Genomic DNA, 17,462 nt, shown 5'->3' with positions numbered 1-17,462 from the left:
AGCAATCGAAAGGAGGAGGCTCAATGAAAGCTATCATTATAGCAGTCAGTTCAGCCTTGTTAGAAGGTGCCGCTACCAATACGAATGCGGCTTTTCTCGCACGTGAATTAACCGCTTTAGGTTTTGAAATCACAGAAAGTGTTATGATCCATGATGACGAAGCCAAGCTACTTCAAGTAGTTAAAGAAGCACAAGCTCAAGCCGAACGGATCGTCTTGGTCGGTGGTCTTGGACCCGATGATGACGCTATCGTTAAAGCGACGATCGCCAAACATTTGGATCAAGATTTAGTTTTAGATGAAGAGACGCAAAATCGAATCATGACTTATCATAAAAACTCGAGTCTCATTATGCCGAAGAATAATCAACTTCAAGCCTTAACTCTCTTAGATTCAATTCCTTTAGTCAATGTGACGGGCTTGGCGCTCGGGATGTTTTATCAAACGGACACGCACAATTATTTATTATTACCTGGTCCAGCAGACGAATTAGAACCCATGTTTACTGAAAACACCCGGCCTCTATTAATCGAAAAATTAACCGACAAGCCATGCATCTCCAGTCGAATCATCAGACTGTATGGCCTCACGATGGCTCAAGCGCACCAGGATCTAGGTGAGCTCATCACGACGGTGGACAATCCAATCATTCAACTCTACCCATCTGATGTCGAAATTGAAGTCCAATTGACAGCACGGGCCGACAGCCAAGAAGCTTGTCACCAGCTGATTGCGAAAGCCGAAAAGCAAGTGGAAGACCAAGTCGGTGATTATATTATTGGCTATGGTACGGACAATTTGCCTAATATTGTTCGCCAACTCCTCAAAGAAAATGAGCTCAAATTAACGGCCGCTGAAAGTTTAACAGGGGGAGCCTTCCTCAGTGAAGTTTCCAGTTTATTTGAAGCGGGTCTGATTTTAGATGGCGGAATTGTGACCTATAGTGAGGCCACCAAACACGTTGCTCTTGGCGTTACCAAAAAAACCATCGAAACTTACGGTGTCGTTAGTGCAGAATGTGCCTTTGAGATGGCGGAGAAGGCACTCAAGCTGTTTAATGCTGATATTGCGGTTTCCCTGTCAGGTGTCGCAGGACCAAGTTCACTTGAAGGTGAGATACCGGGTACCGTCTGGTTAGGAGTCGCAGTCAAAAATCAAGAAACGTTTGCTCGCAAATATCACTTCGGCTACAAGCGCAACTTAAACCGCCGCCATTCAGTCTGGAGTGCCTTCGACCTGGTTCGAAAAATCATCCAAAAAGAAGAGATTGAAGGCTGCGTTTATAAAAGCAAGTAAGACAAGCCACCCGAGTTTGGGTGGTTCCTTTGTTCTGTAAAAGCTTAGCTTACCGTAAGAAATCTTGCTTATGCGCCACCGCTAGTATGCGAATATTTTGTAATGAATGTGGTAGTTGAGATGACTAGTCATAAGGGACAAAAGACTTGCGTGAGTTTCTTGAAAACGCAAGCAACTTCGCCAGTAAAGCTTACATAGTATAAAGTGTATTGTTTGCAATGACTTCGTGTGAGGTTTAAACTTGGGATAGAAAGTAAACAAAAGGAGCGATCGTTAATGAGTGTAGAAACTTTGGTAAGTAAAGTTGCCGCATGTCAGAAAGCTTGTAATTTTTGTTTTGACGCCTGTTTGAAGGAAGATCATGTACAGATGATGACGGAGTGCATTCGCTCGGACCGAGAATGCGCTGATTTATGTGGGGTTGTTTTAACATTCGCGCAAAGAGATTCTAAAGTCTTGCCTGAAATTGTGGCGGCTTGCGCCAAAGCTTGTCAGCTTTGTGCTGAAGAATGTGAACAACATGACCACGACCACTGTCAAGAGTGTGCTCGCGCTTGCCGTAAATGTGAAGCTGCTTGCCATGAGTTTTTAGCGACTGTCGCTTAAGCAACTGCAATAATGTTACATAAAATCAAGATTATCTGAGGGGGTAATCAAATGAGTGAAGAAAAGAAGTTAACACGTGAAGAACATGTTGAGAAAGTTCGTCAATTGATTAAAGATAGTGATATTGCATTATTAACAACGGTGACACCGGATGGTTTAGAGACACGTCCGATGATGACTCAAGAAGTCGAATTTGACGGAGATTTATGGTTTTTCACATTGAAGGATACAGCAAAAGTGACTGAAATCACTGAGAACCCGGCGGTCAACGTCGGCTATGTTCACAAGAACAAGTCCTTCGTTTCGATTCGAGGTGTCGCCGAAGTGGTGGAGGACACCGAGAAGAAAGAAGAGCTTTGGAATAAGGCATATGAGGCGATTTTCGATGTCAACGCTAAAGATCCGTCGCTGATTCTACTGAAAGTGCTTGTTCAATCGGTTGAATATTGGGAATCGGGCAGCATTGTCAAAAGCGCCTTTAACATCGCTCGCAAACTGTTGATCGATGATGCTGAAACTGACTTAGGCACCAATGCCACGGTCGAACTTGACGTATGATGCGTGGACCTAACTTAAGCAATAGATAGAAACTAAGGAGCCGTCCGATTTTGGATTGCTCTTTTTTTACAAAATAGGGCTTCAGTTAGCGAGTCAATTAGAAAACGAATCGAAAGGATGAAATTACAATGGAGATTATCTTTATTCGTCATGATATAGCGGAAGAAGGGCATGCAGATTTACCTGACCGTGAGCGCCGCTTAACCCAAGAAGGCCAGGAGCGAAGTCAAGCAGCTGCAGCGAAATTGGCCGAGCACTTGAAGCAAGCGACGAAAGAGCAAAAGCCACACATTTGGTCGAGCCCGGCTTTAAGGGCACAAGAAACGGCACAGCCTCTAGCTGACGTCTTAAAGTTATCCGGAACGCAACTACAAGAATTCATTTACACGGGTGAATTTGAAAAACTGACAGTGGCTTTGGAAGAATTGCCTCAAGCGACTGAGACATTGTTAGTGGTCGGCCACGAACCGACTCTGTCCAATTGGATTCACAAACTGACCGGTGAAACGGTCAAAATGAAAAAAGGTGCCATGGCAAGCGTCACCTTAACTAAACAAGAGGGGCAAGCCATAGCCGGGATATATCAAGGGAAAATTTAAGGGAGCGGAACGCGCCCAAAGAGCAGCTTTGATTTTTAGGAGCTGCTCTTTTTTTTTGCAGACACTTATTAGTTCCTGCAGACGCTCATAAATTCAACCAGGCAAATATCAGTCATATTGGGGCAAAAAAATGGGCGTTTAAATAGCTGTGCTCTTTATGTTCCGCTTTAAATTGGAAAATAATCGTTCATGAAATCCTTTACAAGGTTGCTGACAAGCCTTAATATGAATATCAACCGGTAAAGGCAATGCGTGTTGCCTACAAAGGCTTCTACTTCGAACTGGAAAATGACTGTTTCAGACGTCGTATACAAGTACTGGCGTGGTTATTTATACTATTGGGTGTCGGACTTAGGTTATATATATTTGGTACAAAGTTTCATGAGTGGTTTATTAGGAGGAAAAAAAGATGAAAAATGGATTTTTAAATAAATTATAAAATTCGCTAGGTGCTCGTCAAATACCGATGGCAGTCATCAACCCACGCGACTATGGCACAATGAATGGTGAAAAAGTTTTACAGCAAGCATTGAACTTAATTAAAGGATAGGTGAACCCGATGGAAGATAACAATTTAGCAGTAATGAACTTAATAATTAACGCAGGTGACGCCAAAAGTAGCGCGATGGAAGCCATCTACGCGGCTAAGAAACAAGATATCGACGGCGCTCGTGAGAAAATCAAAGAGGCCAATCTGAAAATCAACAAAGCGCATAATTCTCAAACCGAACTATTAACGGTGGAGACCAGCGGTAATCATACGCAGATTTCGCTTTTGATGATTCATGCCCAAGACCCCTTGATGACGGCCTTAACTTTTCTAGACCTAGCCAAAGAACTCGTCGACGTTTACGACCTCATGCAAAATATGACTTTGAAAAGCGAGGCGACCAACTAAATGACAGACTTTTTATGGGGAGGAGCCAGTGCGGCTAACCAAGTCGAAGGGGCCTATTTAACCGATGGTCGTGGCTTATCGAATATCGATTTATTACCTCACGGCGAAGACCGTCTCGCAATCGCATCGGGTCGTATGCCTTATCAAGAGGCGGCTGCAGACGCTTTTTATCCGTCGCATGAAGCAATTGGTTTTTATAATCACTACAAAGAAGATGTGGCTTTGATGGCAGAATTGGGCTTAAATGCATACCGCTTTTCAATTGCCTGGTCACGCATTTACCCAACCGGCTTAGAGAACGAACCGAATGAAGCAGGTTTAGCATTTTACGAGCAATTAATTGATGAATTATTGAACTATGGGATTGAACCAATTGTCACGATTTGTCATTTCGATGTGCCCAAGGGCTTAATGGATGCCTTTGGTTCATGGCGAAGTCGCGAGATGGTTGCCCAATATGAAAAATATGCGGTGACTTTATTTGAACGCTTCAAAGGTAAGGTTAAATACTGGATTAGTTTTAATGAAATCAATATGATTCTACATAAGCCCTTCACTGGTGCTGGGTTGACGATTGCTGACGATGAAAACCGTGCGCAAATCATCTATCAAGCGGCTCACTATGAAATGGTGGCGAGTGCGCTCATCACGAAGCGCCTCCGCGAGATTGACCCTAATGCCCAATTAGGCGCGATGTTGGCTGCGGGAGATTATTACCCATACAGTGCCAATCCTGAGGATGTCCGCCAGGCGCAACGCGCCAACCAAGAAAATAACTTTTTCCTAGATATCCAAGGTCGCGGTGAATACCCACGCTGGACAGAGCACTATTTTGCCAGTGAAGGGATTGTCTTGGATCGTAGCGAGGCAGATTTCAACTTGTTGAAAGAGTATACGTGTGATTTCATTTCTTTTTCTTATTATGCGTCGCGGGCGTCGAAGGCGGATACGACGGGGGTTGATACGAATACGGGGAATGCGGCTGGTGGGGTGGTGAACCCTTATCTCAAGCGTTCCGAGTGGGGTTGGATGATTGATCCTTTAGGTTTGCGAATTGTGATGAATTCGATTTGGGATCGGTATCAAAAGCCATTGATGTTGGTGGAGAATGGGCTGGGTGCCAAGGATCTGGTGACGGTGGATGGTAAAATTCATGATGATTATCGAATTGTCTATTTGCAGGCGCATTTGGATGTGATTGAAGAGACGATGGCTGAGGACGGGATACCGCTCTTGGGCTATACGATGTGGTCGGTGATTGATTTGGTGTCTTCGTCGAGTGGTCAGATGTCGAAGCGTTATGGTTTTATTTATGTTGACCGTGATGATGCTGGGCAGGGAAGTATGCGCCGCTTGAAGAAGGATTCTTTCCACTGGTTTAAGACTTATTTGGAAGAAAAGGGTTTGAAAGCTAAGTAATACTTATTGGAAGACAGAAGGGGTGAGTGGATTTGACAGCTTTTATTGCGAGTATCGATGTTGGCACGACAAATATTAAGGTGAATTTATTTGATGAGACGTATCAATTACATTCTACGCTCAGCTATCCGCATTTGGATATTGTGAGTACCGATGATGTGTTTGAGTTATCCTTTGAAGAAATCTGGCGCAATATTGTGGCGGCGGTGTCTGAGTTGTTGGAGAAGGTTAAGATGTCAGAGTTGGAAATAGTTCTGACAACGGCCATGCATAGCCTGCAGTTGTTAGATGAGGACTTTGCTTTAGTGGGTGGCCTGGTGACTTGGGCCGATAAGCGTGGATCCCAAGTGATTCACGCGGAGACTAATGACTTGAAGCGAGCGCAGTATTTACGTACTGGTACGCCAATTCATACGATGAACCCTTATTATAAGTTGCGTGAATTGTATGTGCGGGGCTTGAAAGTGGCGTCGGTTAAGGACTTATTGTTTCAGCGTTTGACCGGCCAGTGGGTACTTGATAAGAGTAATGCGGCGGCGAGTGGCTTATTGAATATTGACAGCTTGACTTGGGATGAGGCATCTTTAGAGGCAATCGGTTTGACAGCTGATTTGTTACCGAGATTGGTTGAAGTGGATTATAACTGTGAGGCATTGGCTATTCTTGCGGGGGCTACTGAAGCTGGTGTTAAGGTATCTGTGACGATTGGGACATCGGATGGCATTTCGTCAAATTATGTCTTCGATGATTTAAAGAACGTTGCGGTCTTGTCAATTGGAACCAGCCATGCGGTACGAGTGGTACATACGAGTGCCCAATTGAACCCGGACTATCAAAACTTTGCTTATTATATTAAGCCCGAGCGGTATTTGGTGGGCTTGCCGAGTAATAACGGCGCCGATGTCTTAGCCTGGGTTAATCGGATATTTAACAGTAGTTTTAAAGAGTTAGATCAGGTTGCTGAGTTAAGACCGGATACTCGTGAGGTCTTTTTACCTTACTTGAACGGTGAACGAGCCCCGCTTTGGGATGAGTCTGCCGTTGGGCACTTGTTTAAGTTAACCCGGACCAGTAGCCGCGAGTCGATTCTTTATTCTGTGATACTGGGCATGATGTTTAATATTAAGCACAACGTTTCTTTGTTGGCTGAATTAGTCGACTTTGAAGCTTTGGGCGTGGTAGGAGGCGTCATGAGCCTTCAAGCGATGCCGCAGCTTTTAGCGGATGTCTTGGGGTATACATTATATGTACCCAAGTTGCCTAATGCAGAAACCTTAGGCAGCATTGCGGTATCCAAAAATATCACTTTCCAGGGTAATTACCGGGTGGTTACTCCCAATCCAGAGGCGGATTTTGGTGACTTGTATGCTGGTTTCTTGGAAATGAGTGAAAGAGCTTTTCTTTAGTCGCTAGGTGGAGAAAAGAGAAGTGGGTAAATTAGAAAAGAGCTGACGCACCGCGTCAGCTCTTTTAATGTTTTGAGGATCAATAGAATAGTCATCATAACAAAAGACTCTTTAAATAGCTATTATGAGTTAGAAGTTTAGCCTTTACCGCCTGTAACCCGGAACCCCCCTCTAATACCTTCTAGTATAGTTGACATTATACTTGGAGTTAAATCATAGTCGATTAATTTACGGCTAGATTCTACTCCATCTTTTTTAACCACTTCAAATGTCCGAGTTAGTTTTCCAAATTCACCGTACGCCCCGTCATACAGTTCTTCGTTGAATTTTGTAGGGTCATAAATCGATGTATATCCATTAGAAATAGAATTCTTTTCAACCATAGTGAATGTCTCGATTAAAGATCCATTTTCATACTTGCTGTCTATTAGAGTTAAAGTTGGTTCAGCATAAGCAAAATTAACTGTCGGATTGTATACAGTGGTAATTAACTCTGGTTTTAAATCCAATTCAAGTTCAAAATCTTCTTCGTTGAACCTCACGTTATGAAACTGGTCTTGGAAATCGGTATAGGAGTGTTTTACATTAAATAATTCTAAGTAATGAGATGTTTTGTTAAATAAACTAGAGTAATATTCTCCTTTTAACCTATGTGTGCCATACAAGTATTCTTCGTCAAGTTTGTAAGAAGAATCTCCTGCATTTAGAATCTTATCAATTGCTTTCAATTGATCTTGAGTTAAGTCAATTGCACTAAATTTACGAGCGTTTTCCTTAAAATAAAGATTTAAATCGGGAATGTCAACAGTGATTGTTTGTAATACTGGCTCGCCAGTCTCATCATATACCGTATTGCCGTCTTGATCATATTGATAATCTTTAATCTCGACTCCCATCCATTTAATAGAATTTGGATTAACCACATCTTCTGCAAAAGAATTGGCATTCGTTCCGACTCTTATAATTTTTTTCCTTGGTTGTTCAATTTCAGTTGCATGATTATCTTCTATGAATATAAGTTGTCCATTGTAGTAACCTTCAGTAAACTGAGTCAGCCCGAGAGACCCCTCATCAACTACCACAATTTCTCCCGTTGGCAATGATGAATCTTCGATAATTTCAATGAAGTCACTCATCATGTCAGGGGTAATTTTAAAGCTTTCCGTTAAACTTAACCTTCTATGGAACAAGATATCATAGGCACTAGTGGTTTGAGTAGGTCTAACGCTAGTTTTTATTTCAATTAAATTACTTCCTACTTCAACTAATTTTGGTAAAGCTTCAGTTATCTTCTCTTCGCCAATTAGAAGCCGTCCAATTTCTTCGCCTGCATTATTATAAGAAATTTCGTAGTGATAGTTTACTAAACCATCAACACCTTCGCGTGTAGTTACAGGCACATCACTAGTTAAATCTGGATTGTAATTATAATACACTTCAGGTGCGATGACTTTTTCTTCTACAGCCAGTTCTTTACGGTATACCTCAGAAGTAACCGAACCGATTTGGATAATTTCAGTAATCGGTTTCAGAGAAACTTCACTATTAAGTAGCTCACGTTTATCTTCGATGCCTTTAGTATAAGTGACTAAATAAGTATCAATTGCTAAACCGTTGACACCTTTTTGAAGAATCGTTTCCGTTTTATCTGAACCTGGGAATTCTTTGTATTCAGTTTCGAAAGCAATCGGGCGCTCAACGGTTATTTTTTCTGTTGTGGTGATTGGTTTAGTACCGATAATTTTAATATCAGAGACCGCTTCTTGTGTTTCTTTATCTATAATCGTTTCAGTCGTTTCTTCACCCATCGTTAAAATTTCAACGGTTGTCTTAACGAAGCCATCTTGACCTTCGATTGTCGAACCTTCATCTTCATAAAGAGTAGGATCTGTTCGGTGGATTAATCCTCGTGTAGTCACCGTACTATTTAGAACGATTTTTTTGCTTCCAATAACTTCTTTCGTGCCAACTTTAATAATTTTATCTTGAGCTGCGACTAAAGTTGTTTCAGTTGCTAATGAAGTTTCAGTTACTACATCATTGACTGTTGTCGTGGTGGAGAGTGATGATAGTTGCCCCTCAATGCCTTCTTGTATCACTTCTTGCGTTCCAACTTCTAAAGTGTTGTCGTATTGAGTGATGACATTGAAAGGAAGTCCGTAAATAGTCGTTGTTTGTGATACAACGGTAGTTGATGCAGGGGAAACAACCACTTCTCTAGTGTGTTCAATTGTAAGCATGTTTCCAGTTGCTTCTTTTACGAATTGTTGTTCATAAATTGGCTCACCGTTTTCATCATCACCAACTTGAACTTCTATCTCACCTTCGAAGATTTCCGGTATTTCTTCTGTATAGGTTTCTGTTGTAGTTTCTTCTTCTTTGATGTCTCGACTGATTTCTACTGTATCAGTTGAGAGAATGTAACGTTCGCCAGCAACTGTGGTGATTTCTTCACCAGACTCACCGCCGTAAAGAATTTCTTCAGACAGGACTTTGTGTGTGGCGTCTTCTACAGTATGTTCCTGAATAACCTCATCCACGTATACCGGAGCTTCAGGTACACTTGGTTCTGCAGGCACTTCTGGAGTGTCAGGTTCCGTTGGTACACTTGGTTCTTCAGGCACTTCTGGAGTGTCAGGATCTGTTGGTTCACTTGGTTCTTCAGGCACTTCTGGAGTGTCAGGTTCCGCTGGTTCACTTGGAACAGTTGGTTTCTCAGGCACGACAGGAGTTTCAGGTGTCACCGGTGTTGTTGGAACAACAGGTTTAGCTGGTTGTTCAACTTGATTCGGCGCCTTTGGAGCAACTACGACATTTTGAACGGGTGTCTGACTAGCTGTTGGTAGGATTTCCACTTCTAGAATACCACTTAGAATATCACCCGTAATAATATAATCTCGATTGGTGATGCCATTTAAATTTCCAAGAAGGACAGTATCCTGATCCGTTGCGGCAGCAAGTATACTTAAAGTGTCTCCCCATTGAATGACATAAGCATCTAAGCCGGCATCTTTTTGACGTTGGATTTCTGATCTAATATCCTCCACAGAATTAGCCGTCCATTTGTTAGTAACCTTGTCTAAGGCTTTACTACTTTCTTCCTTGATGGCCTCATTTTCTACTAAGGCCGACTTTTCTTCAAAGTCTGAGGACAATACTGACTTTAGTACGCTTTCAACGGCTTGAGGACTTGCAGCCTGGATGGGTGAAACTGCTACAGAAAGACCCGTTAACACCGCTAAACCAGTTGAAGCGGCGACCCAACCTTTACCTTTTAGCTTTCGCATGATTTTAGCACCAGTCGAATGATAATCTCTACGAGAAATACTTCTTCTCATATCTGACTCCTTTAATAAATGTTATTTACATTCAGTGTGGCATCTATTTAATTGGATATTTATGAGTAGTGCATAAACGCACGAAAATTGATGAAATTTTCAGACAAAGGGGAAAATAAGCACGTCAACCGGCTCATTCGATCTTACGAAAATTGCAAGATCCTTCAAAGAATCCTTTCGTTTTCTGCATCATTCGATCTTAGAAAAGTTATATGTACAAACTATTATTGTATGTGTATAATAAAATGGTAAGTTAACAAACGCCACAAGCGATCACCATAAGTATAGAAATCATATTGTGTAGGGGGTGGAATTATGTTGAAATACGAGCAAGTGGCGAAGCAGATTGAGGTCTTTATTAAGGATGAACAACTGCAACAAGGGGATAAGCTACCGATTCTTGATCGGTTGACTGAGCAATTTGAGGTTAGTAAGACGACAATCATTAAGGCGCTTGAGGTGTTGGAAATCAAAGGGTTAATTTATCAAGTACGTGGCAGTGGGATTTTCGTTAGGCAATCACAAAGGCCAGGTTTCATTAATTTGACCGGTGCTGAAGGCTTTGCGAATGATTTGGCTGGTTTTGATTTGCAGGCGGAAGTCTTGTCGCTGGAAACGCTGAAGGCTGAAGAGAAGTTGCAGGAACTGTTGAAGTTGTCGCCGGAAGAGGATGTCTACTGCTTGAAGCGTCAGCGATTGATTCAGGGCTTGCCTTACTGCTTGGAAGAATCCTATTACAGCAAGCGTCATGTCTTGTACTTGAATGAAGAAATCGGGCGGGCGTCGGTCTTTACTTATTTGCAGGAAGATTTGAAGTTGTCATTTGGTTTCGCGGATATTTATTTTCGTATCAGTAATTTATCGAAGGAACACGCACCATTGTTGAATCAACGTGAGAATGATGCGACTTTATTGACGGAGAGTATTTACTACTTGCATAATGGCGAACCATTTAACTATTCGGTTCTACGTTATCACAAAGATCAGGCGCAATTTTTCGTGCCCAGTCTACGTTATTAGACCAACTTTACAAAGCGCTGAGTTTAATAAAATCGCTCAGACGGGCCCGGTCAAACAGGGGTCAAAATAAAGCTCTATTTTGCCTAAGGATTATCTAACTACTTGAAAACGACTACTATCATAAGGAGTGTCACTATGTATCATAAAAAATTATCAGAATTTCCACAGGATTTCCTGTGGGGATCCGCTTCGGCTGCCTACCAAATTGAAGGAGCCTGGGACGCCGACGGCAAAGGTCCATCCGTATGGGATGATTACGTAAAAATTCCAGGGAAAACATTTAAAGGCTCAAACGGAGAAGTGGCAGTGGATCACTACAATCGTTATAAAGAAGACGTTGCTTTGATGGCAGAAGCTGGCTTGAAAGCTTACCGTTTCTCAGTGGCTTGGAGCCGTGTTTTGCCTAAGGGAACGGGCGAAGTCAACGAAGCTGGTCTACAATTTTACGATGACCTGATTGATGAATTGCTTGCTCACGACATCGAACCTGTTGTGACAATTTATCACTGGGATTTACCAGCAGCCTTGCAAGAGAAATACCAAGGCTGGGAAGACCGCCAAATCGTTGAAGACTTTACGGACTATTCAGAAGTGTTATTCAAACGTTTCAACGGACGTGTCAAATATTGGGTCAGCTTGAACGAGCAGAACGTCTTTACTTCACACGGCTACATGATGGCGGTCCATCCACCAAATATATCGGATCAAAAACGCATGTATACGGCCAATCACCATGCATTCCTAGCCAATGCGGCGACCATCAAACGTTTCCGTGAATTAGGTATCGAAGGGAAAATTGGGCCAAGCTATGCTTACTCACCTACTTACGCGCTCGACTCTGATCCATTGAATCAATTGGCCGCGGAAAACAACCGCGAAATGAACGAGCACCTATGGATGGACGTTTACACGCGGGGAGAATATCCAAAAGTTGCCCTCAAATTCTTAGCATCGATTGACGCCTTACCTGAAATGACTGAAGCTGATACAGCTCTGTTAAAAGAGGGGACGCCTGACTTTATGGGCTTAAACTATTATCAAACGAATACAGTTGCCCACAACCCGCACGACGGTGTTGGTGCAGGTAAAGCCAACTATAGTGGTGAGAAAGGCTCATCTTCTGAAAGTGGCGTTCCTGGCATGTACAAACAGGTCCACAATGCTAAAGTTGAACAAACGAACTGGGATTGGGACATCGACCCAACGGGGCTGCGCATTGCCTTACGTCGTATTCAATCGCGATATAACCTACCCATTCTGATTACAGAAAACGGCCTAGGCGAGTACGACACATTGGAAGACGACCTGGCGATTCACGACGACTACCGCATTCGTTACATCAACAACCACTTGATCGCGATCCAAGAAGCGATTACTGACGGCGTTGACGTCATCGGCTACTGTACCTGGAGTTTCACGGACCTATTGAGCTGGTTGAACGGCTACCAGAAACGCTACGGTTTTGTTTACGTCGACCGCGATGAAACTGACCAAAAGGAACTGGCGCGTTACAAGAAAGACAGTTTCTACTGGTACAAGAAAGTAATCGAGAACAACGCCCCTTTTCCAAAATATGATTAATAAACAGTCAGGCTTAAACTAAAAAAGGAGTGTCAATGATATGGATGCTAAGAAACTACAAGAAGCTGCCTTTCAAATTATACTATCCAGTGGAGAAGGTCGCGCCTTGACCCAAGAAGCTTATGGCTTAATGCGCAATGGTGACTTTGAAGCGGCCCAAGCCAAACTCACCGCAGCCAGTGACAGCTTCGTGTCTGCTCACCAAGCGCAAACCGAGTTCTTGCAGGCCTTTGCGGCTGGCGAGGACATCACCATGGACATTCTCATGGTTCACGCCCAAGACCACTTGATGACCGGCATGGCGATGCGAGAAGTCGCCATAGAAATGATGGAACTCTACAAAAGGCTAGACTAAACCCAACAGAAAGACTCCGCTCCTTATCCGAGCGAAGTCTTTCTGTCTATCAGGGGCGCGCGCATATTCTGCAGGGTCACTCTTTTTCTTCATAAAACATAAAGGTGTCGCTCATGATATTCGCGACGATTTAACTAAAGAATGTCTAGTTGAAAGGCATAATATGGAAGAATTAGACAGTTTTCTCGCTCATACCTAGCCACGACTGAAGAAAACTTTGGTCGTGACTTTGACGAGCGAAGAAAACTTTGGTCGTGGCTCTGACGAGCGAAGAAAACTTTGTTCGTGGCTTTGACGACTGAAGAAAACTTTGGTCGTGGCTCTGACGAGCGAAGAAAACTTTGGTCGTGACCCTGACGAGCGAAGAAAACTTTGGTCGTGGCTCTGACGAGCGAAGAAAACTTTGGTCGTGACCTTGACGAGCGAAGAAAACTTTGTTCGTGACTTTGACGAGCGAAGAAAACTTTGTTCGTGGCTCGCACGAGCGAAGAAAACTTTGTTCGTGACTCTGACGACTGAAGAAAACTTTGGTCGTGACTTTGACGAGCGAAGAAAACTTTGGTCGTGAACTTGGCGACTGAAGAAAACTTTGTTCGTGACTTTGACGAGCGAAGAAAACTTTGTTCGTGGCTCTGACGAGCGAAGAGAACTTTGGTCGTGGCTTTGACGAGCGAAGAAAACTTTGTTCGTGGCCCTGACGAGCGAAGAAAACTTTGGTCGTGGCTTTGACGAGCGAAGAGAACTTTGGTCGTGGCCCTGACGAGCGAAGAAAACTTTGTTCGCCACACGCACGGCTGAAGATCTCTGTATTCCTGCGTCAAACGAACCAAGATATCTTGATTCAACCAGCACAACTTAAGCTATATGACACGATTGTAAGCCCAGCGTATGTTCCATTCACAAGCTTGTGATCAACCAGTTCTTGCATGACAAGATAAAGGTGTCCGAAGTTACTCTTCGGACGATTAAATAAAGAGCCTTGGTCTTGTAAAATTGTCACGCAACGATAGTGAAGTGACACCTTATGGGCTTGTGGTCTTATGCAAGATTCTAATTATCCCACTCGCCACGCGCGACATGAGTGGGACCATTAAAAGTTTAACGTGTCCACTCAAAATCTGAATAGAACAATTACACTTAAAACCATTCTAACCGGCGAGGTTCGATTACCCTACGCCACTTTTACGCACAACATGACAAGCACCATCGGGACTTTTCGCCAGCTACCGAAAAGAAATATTTTGTCAGGAGGGTTGGCGTGTGCTATGATTATTGGCATATCGGGCATAAAAGCCTGAACTTTCGTTTGGGTTTTATTAAAGCTTCAATTATCATCTAAAGTATGCGAACTCATTTACTCAATCCCAAGATACTAAGAGTTAGGAGGTGTGTTATGTTTGAAGATGGCGTAATAAAATATGTGTTTATTGCGAATAAACTGAAAAAACAAATCGAAGAGGGACACTATAAATATGGCGAAGCCATCCCCTCGGAAAACGAGCTGACCAAACTGTATGACGTCAGCCGTCACACGATACGCGAAGCGATCTCACTACTGGTGAAGGAGCGCTACGTGAGAAAAGAAAAGGGCTCTGGCACCTATGTGGCCTATGACGAAACGCAGCACCAAAGCCCGGACGCCAAACCACTACTAGTGGGGGTTATCACAACCTATTTATCAGACTACATTTTCCCGTCGATTATCCGCGGGATTGAAAAAGAACTGAACAAAGAAAATATTGGCCTATTGATAGCCAGCACTCATAACAATTATGCAGATGAGGAAAGCGCACTGAAGAAAATGATCAGCAATAACGTTGACGGCCTGATTATCGAGCCGACCAAAAGCAGCTACTTCAACCCTAATACGAACTTGTATCTGGACTTGAATGCCAAAGGAATTCCCTTTGTGATGCTCAACTCGACTTATAGCGAATTCGACACCAACTCGGTCGGCGTCAATGACGAACGCGCTGGATATATCGCGACGGACTACCTAATTGAAAGAGGCCACCATAAAATACTGGCAATCATGAAAATTGACGACAAACAAGGCAAATACCGTCTGAAAGGCTACGTGAAGGCTTTCGCCAAACACCAGCTGAGCTTCGCCAATGATGCGATAATTACCTACGAAACCGAAGACAAAGCTAACCTAAAGACCAAACTGGACCAGACGGACTTCACGCAATACACCGCTGTGCTGACTTATAACGACGAAATTGCGCTGGAAGTCGGCAACTACCTGAACGCTAAAGGCATTCAAATACCCGACGACATTTCCTTGGTCAGCCACGACGACTCGACCCTCAGCGATAACTTCAACCCGCCGATCACGAGCGTCAGCCACCCCAAAGAAAAACTCGGCATCGAAGCCGCCCGCTGGATCGTCGCAGCCATTCGCGGCAAAGTCAAAGAAAGCAACCAGATGCTCTTTGCCCCCCGCATCGTCGAGAAAGAATCGGTTCGCGACAATTCCCCCACACCTCTATAACAAGAGGTGTTTTTTTATGCAACTTGTACGCTGCACCAATCGACAAACCCACACAACTTGTTAGGTCAAAGTAAACAAATGACCAACCCTTCGGACAAAATAAGGCGAACAAGTTTTTGGGTTAATAACCCAACAACAGTTGGTGTCATCCTGTTTATCGCTACTTACCACTTGGCTAGCCGAACGATAAACCTAAAATCAATCTGAAGATGTCCGTATGAATTCTCTTGCTAACAAGAAATGTGTATGGTATATTCTAATTGTAAATGAAAGCGCTATACACGAGGTGAGAAGATGACAAAAGAAGCAATGAAACAAATACTCGCTAATCGAGAAACTAGTTTAGGGATTGAACTAGGCTCGACACGAGTGAAAGCAGTACTGATTAATAAGAAGTTTCAGGTCATAGCAAGTGGTGAGTCTCAATGGGAAAACGAATTAAGTGACGCAGGTTTTTGGACATACAGCGAAGACTTGATTTGGCAAAAACTTCAAGAAGCCTACGCTCAACTTAAAGCAGCAGTCAAAGAACAATACCAACATGACTTAACTGGCTTTGGTTCATTAGGCTTTAGTGCCATGATGCATGGTTACATTGCCTTAGATAAATCAGGCGAGTTACTAGTACCTTTTAGAACTTGGCGTAATGGTAACACGGATCAAGCAACGAAAGTCTTATCAGAATTATTTAGCTTTAATATTCCACACCGTTGGAGCGTGGCCCATCTTTATCAAGCCATGCTAGACAAGGAAAGGCATGTCGTAGACATCGACCAATTAACTACCCTAGCAGGTTACGTTCATTGGAAGCTAACGGGCAAACGTGTTCTCGGAATAGGTGATGCTTCAGGCATGTTCCCAATCGACAGTCAAAGCAAGCAATACAAACGCGATATGTTAACAGCTTTTAATCAAACTATCTCTCAACTGGGTTATGCCTTAAATATCGAAGCTATTTTGCCAAAAGTTCTTGTCGCAGGGGAAGCCGCTGGGCAGTTAACCTCAAGCGGGGCTCGTCTATTGGATCCAAGTGGTCAATTAGAAGCAGGTATTCCACTGGCACCTCCTGAAGGAGATGCAGGGACAGGCATGGTCGCAACGAATGCAGTAGAAGAAGGCACTGCCAATGTGTCTGCGGGTACATCGGCTTTCGCGATGGTTGTTCTAGACAAAGAACTGAAAGCGGTTTATCCAGAGATAGATATCGTGACCACACCAGCCGGTGCAGATGTCGCGATGGTCCACATTAACAACTGTACGTCAGAAATCAATTATTGGTTGTCGATGTTTGAGGAAGTTTTCGAAACGATGGGCGTCGAAGTCTCAACGAACGATCTTTACGAAAAACTATTCAACAAGTCACAAGAAGCCGACGCAGATGCCGGTCAAATGGTCATTTATGGTTTCCACTCAGGTGAAAACAGTGTCCAAGTTGAACATGGACGTCCAATGTTAGTCAGAAATCCAAACGGACGGTTTAATCTTGCGAACTTTATGCAAGCCAATTTAAACTCAGCTTTCGCAAGTATGAAATTTGGCATGAATATTCTACTAGAAAAAGAAAACATTCAAATTTCAAATACGGTCGCTCATGGTGGGATTTTCAAAACCCCATTGATCGCCCAGAAAGTCCTCGCCTCAGTTATGCAGTCGTCGGTAACCGTTATGGAAACAGCTGGTGAAGGGGGCGCTTGGGGAATGGCAGTTCTAGCTGCTTACCTGCACGCAAACGGCAAGTTAGACTTAGCCGCTTACTTAAATCAAGAAGTCTTCCAAACCGCTCAGTCAGTCACCGTCGCAGTCGATGTAGCCGACACAAAAGCTTATGTTGATTATATTGATGCCTTTGAGAAAGCTTTGCCTTTACAACAAACGGCAGCCAAGTATTTATAA

The 17,462-nt window shown here is 43.3% G+C and carries 13 protein-coding genes; 12 read left to right on the top strand and 1 reads right to left on the bottom strand.

Annotation, left to right across the window (positions count from 1 at the left end; translation table 11 throughout):
• The first annotated feature begins 23 nt into the window (after positions 1 to 23).
• The 7 genes from ACTQ5J_RS04810 (at position 24) to ACTQ5J_RS04780 (ending at position 6,781) form a co-directional block, all read left to right on the top strand.
• On the top strand, positions 24 to 1,295 hold the full coding sequence (locus tag ACTQ5J_RS04810) for a CinA family nicotinamide mononucleotide deamidase-related protein (RefSeq protein WP_441751035.1): 1,272 nt from the start codon (positions 24 to 26) through the stop codon (positions 1,293 to 1,295).
• Between the two features lie 276 nt (positions 1,296 to 1,571).
• Positions 1,572 to 1,901: a four-helix bundle copper-binding protein gene (locus ACTQ5J_RS04805; RefSeq protein ID WP_441751033.1), complete on the top strand. Its 330-nt coding sequence runs from the start codon at positions 1,572 to 1,574 to the stop codon at positions 1,899 to 1,901.
• Positions 1,902 to 1,952: 51 nt separating this feature from the next.
• Positions 1,953 to 2,459: a pyridoxamine 5'-phosphate oxidase family protein gene (locus tag ACTQ5J_RS04800; protein ID WP_441751031.1), complete on the top strand. Its 507-nt coding sequence runs from the start codon at positions 1,953 to 1,955 to the stop codon at positions 2,457 to 2,459.
• Between the two features lie 128 nt (positions 2,460 to 2,587).
• Entirely contained in the window at positions 2,588 to 3,058 is a 471-nt protein-coding gene (locus ACTQ5J_RS04795; protein WP_441751029.1) for a SixA phosphatase family protein, read from the top strand.
• Positions 3,059 to 3,617: 559 nt separating this feature from the next.
• Positions 3,618 to 3,956: a PTS lactose/cellobiose transporter subunit IIA gene (locus tag ACTQ5J_RS04790; protein WP_441751027.1), complete on the top strand. Its 339-nt coding sequence runs from the start codon at positions 3,618 to 3,620 to the stop codon at positions 3,954 to 3,956.
• On the top strand, positions 3,957 to 5,375 hold the full coding sequence (locus ACTQ5J_RS04785) for a 6-phospho-beta-glucosidase (protein ID WP_441751025.1): 1,419 nt from the start codon (positions 3,957 to 3,959) through the stop codon (positions 5,373 to 5,375). It abuts the gene before it with no gap.
• Positions 5,376 to 5,407: 32 nt separating this feature from the next.
• Positions 5,408 to 6,781 carry an FGGY family carbohydrate kinase gene (locus ACTQ5J_RS04780; RefSeq protein WP_441751023.1) on the top strand — a complete coding sequence of 458 codons (1,374 nt, stop codon included), beginning with the start codon at positions 5,408 to 5,410 and terminating at the stop codon, positions 6,779 to 6,781.
• A gap of 137 nt (positions 6,782 to 6,918) precedes the next feature.
• Here the strand turns inward: ACTQ5J_RS04780 and ACTQ5J_RS04775 are convergent, their stop codons facing one another.
• On the bottom strand, positions 6,919 to 10,119 hold the full coding sequence (locus tag ACTQ5J_RS04775) for a G5 domain-containing protein (RefSeq protein WP_441751022.1): 3,201 nt from the start codon (positions 10,117 to 10,119) through the stop codon (positions 6,919 to 6,921).
• A 315-nt stretch (positions 10,120 to 10,434) separates the two neighbouring features.
• Between ACTQ5J_RS04775 and ACTQ5J_RS04770 the strand changes: the two genes are divergently transcribed.
• The 5 genes from ACTQ5J_RS04770 (at position 10,435) to ACTQ5J_RS04750 (ending at position 17,462) form a co-directional block, all read left to right on the top strand.
• Complete coding sequence (locus tag ACTQ5J_RS04770; RefSeq protein ID WP_441751020.1) at positions 10,435 to 11,139, top strand: GntR family transcriptional regulator; 705 nt, start codon at positions 10,435 to 10,437, stop codon at positions 11,137 to 11,139.
• Between the two features lie 135 nt (positions 11,140 to 11,274).
• Positions 11,275 to 12,720 carry a glycoside hydrolase family 1 protein gene (locus ACTQ5J_RS04765; protein WP_441751018.1) on the top strand — a complete coding sequence of 482 codons (1,446 nt, stop codon included), beginning with the start codon at positions 11,275 to 11,277 and terminating at the stop codon, positions 12,718 to 12,720.
• A 40-nt stretch (positions 12,721 to 12,760) separates the two neighbouring features.
• Positions 12,761 to 13,075 carry a PTS lactose/cellobiose transporter subunit IIA gene (locus ACTQ5J_RS04760; RefSeq protein ID WP_441751016.1) on the top strand — a complete coding sequence of 105 codons (315 nt, stop codon included), beginning with the start codon at positions 12,761 to 12,763 and terminating at the stop codon, positions 13,073 to 13,075.
• A gap of 1,393 nt (positions 13,076 to 14,468) precedes the next feature.
• Positions 14,469 to 15,569, top strand: coding sequence for a GntR family transcriptional regulator (locus ACTQ5J_RS04755; RefSeq protein ID WP_441751014.1), 1,101 nt, complete (start codon positions 14,469 to 14,471; stop codon positions 15,567 to 15,569).
• Positions 15,570 to 15,863: 294 nt separating this feature from the next.
• Positions 15,864 to 17,462 carry a xylulokinase gene (locus ACTQ5J_RS04750; RefSeq protein ID WP_441751013.1) on the top strand — a complete coding sequence of 533 codons (1,599 nt, stop codon included), beginning with the start codon at positions 15,864 to 15,866 and terminating at the stop codon, positions 17,460 to 17,462.

Source organism: Fundicoccus sp. Sow4_F4, assembly GCF_052116145.1.
GTDB lineage: Bacteria > Bacillota > Bacilli > Lactobacillales > Aerococcaceae > Fundicoccus.
The sequence above is the reverse complement of the archived record's forward strand: the minus strand, read 5'-3'. Positions and strand labels throughout refer to the sequence as shown.

Bases quoted from the DNA above. Each gene is read 5' to 3' on its own strand.
- ACTQ5J_RS04750 (WP_441751013.1), top strand. From the start codon at position 15,864: ATGACAAAAGAAGCAATGAAACAAATACTCGCTAATCGAGAAACTAGT.
- ACTQ5J_RS04770 (WP_441751020.1), top strand. From the start codon at position 10,435: ATGTTGAAATACGAGCAAGTGGCGAAGCAGATTGAGGTCTTTATTAAG.
- ACTQ5J_RS04775 (WP_441751022.1), bottom strand. From the start codon at position 10,119: ATGAGAAGAAGTATTTCTCGTAGAGATTATCATTCGACTGGTGCTAAA.
- ACTQ5J_RS04765 (WP_441751018.1), top strand. From the start codon at position 11,275: ATGTATCATAAAAAATTATCAGAATTTCCACAGGATTTCCTGTGGGGA.
- ACTQ5J_RS04795 (WP_441751029.1), top strand. From the start codon at position 2,588: ATGGAGATTATCTTTATTCGTCATGATATAGCGGAAGAAGGGCATGCA.
- ACTQ5J_RS04805 (WP_441751033.1), top strand. From the start codon at position 1,572: ATGAGTGTAGAAACTTTGGTAAGTAAAGTTGCCGCATGTCAGAAAGCT.
- ACTQ5J_RS04785 (WP_441751025.1), top strand. From the start codon at position 3,957: ATGACAGACTTTTTATGGGGAGGAGCCAGTGCGGCTAACCAAGTCGAA.
- ACTQ5J_RS04810 (WP_441751035.1), top strand. From the start codon at position 24: ATGAAAGCTATCATTATAGCAGTCAGTTCAGCCTTGTTAGAAGGTGCC.
- ACTQ5J_RS04760 (WP_441751016.1), top strand. From the start codon at position 12,761: ATGGATGCTAAGAAACTACAAGAAGCTGCCTTTCAAATTATACTATCC.
- ACTQ5J_RS04800 (WP_441751031.1), top strand. From the start codon at position 1,953: ATGAGTGAAGAAAAGAAGTTAACACGTGAAGAACATGTTGAGAAAGTT.
- ACTQ5J_RS04790 (WP_441751027.1), top strand. From the start codon at position 3,618: ATGGAAGATAACAATTTAGCAGTAATGAACTTAATAATTAACGCAGGT.
- ACTQ5J_RS04755 (WP_441751014.1), top strand. From the start codon at position 14,469: ATGTTTGAAGATGGCGTAATAAAATATGTGTTTATTGCGAATAAACTG.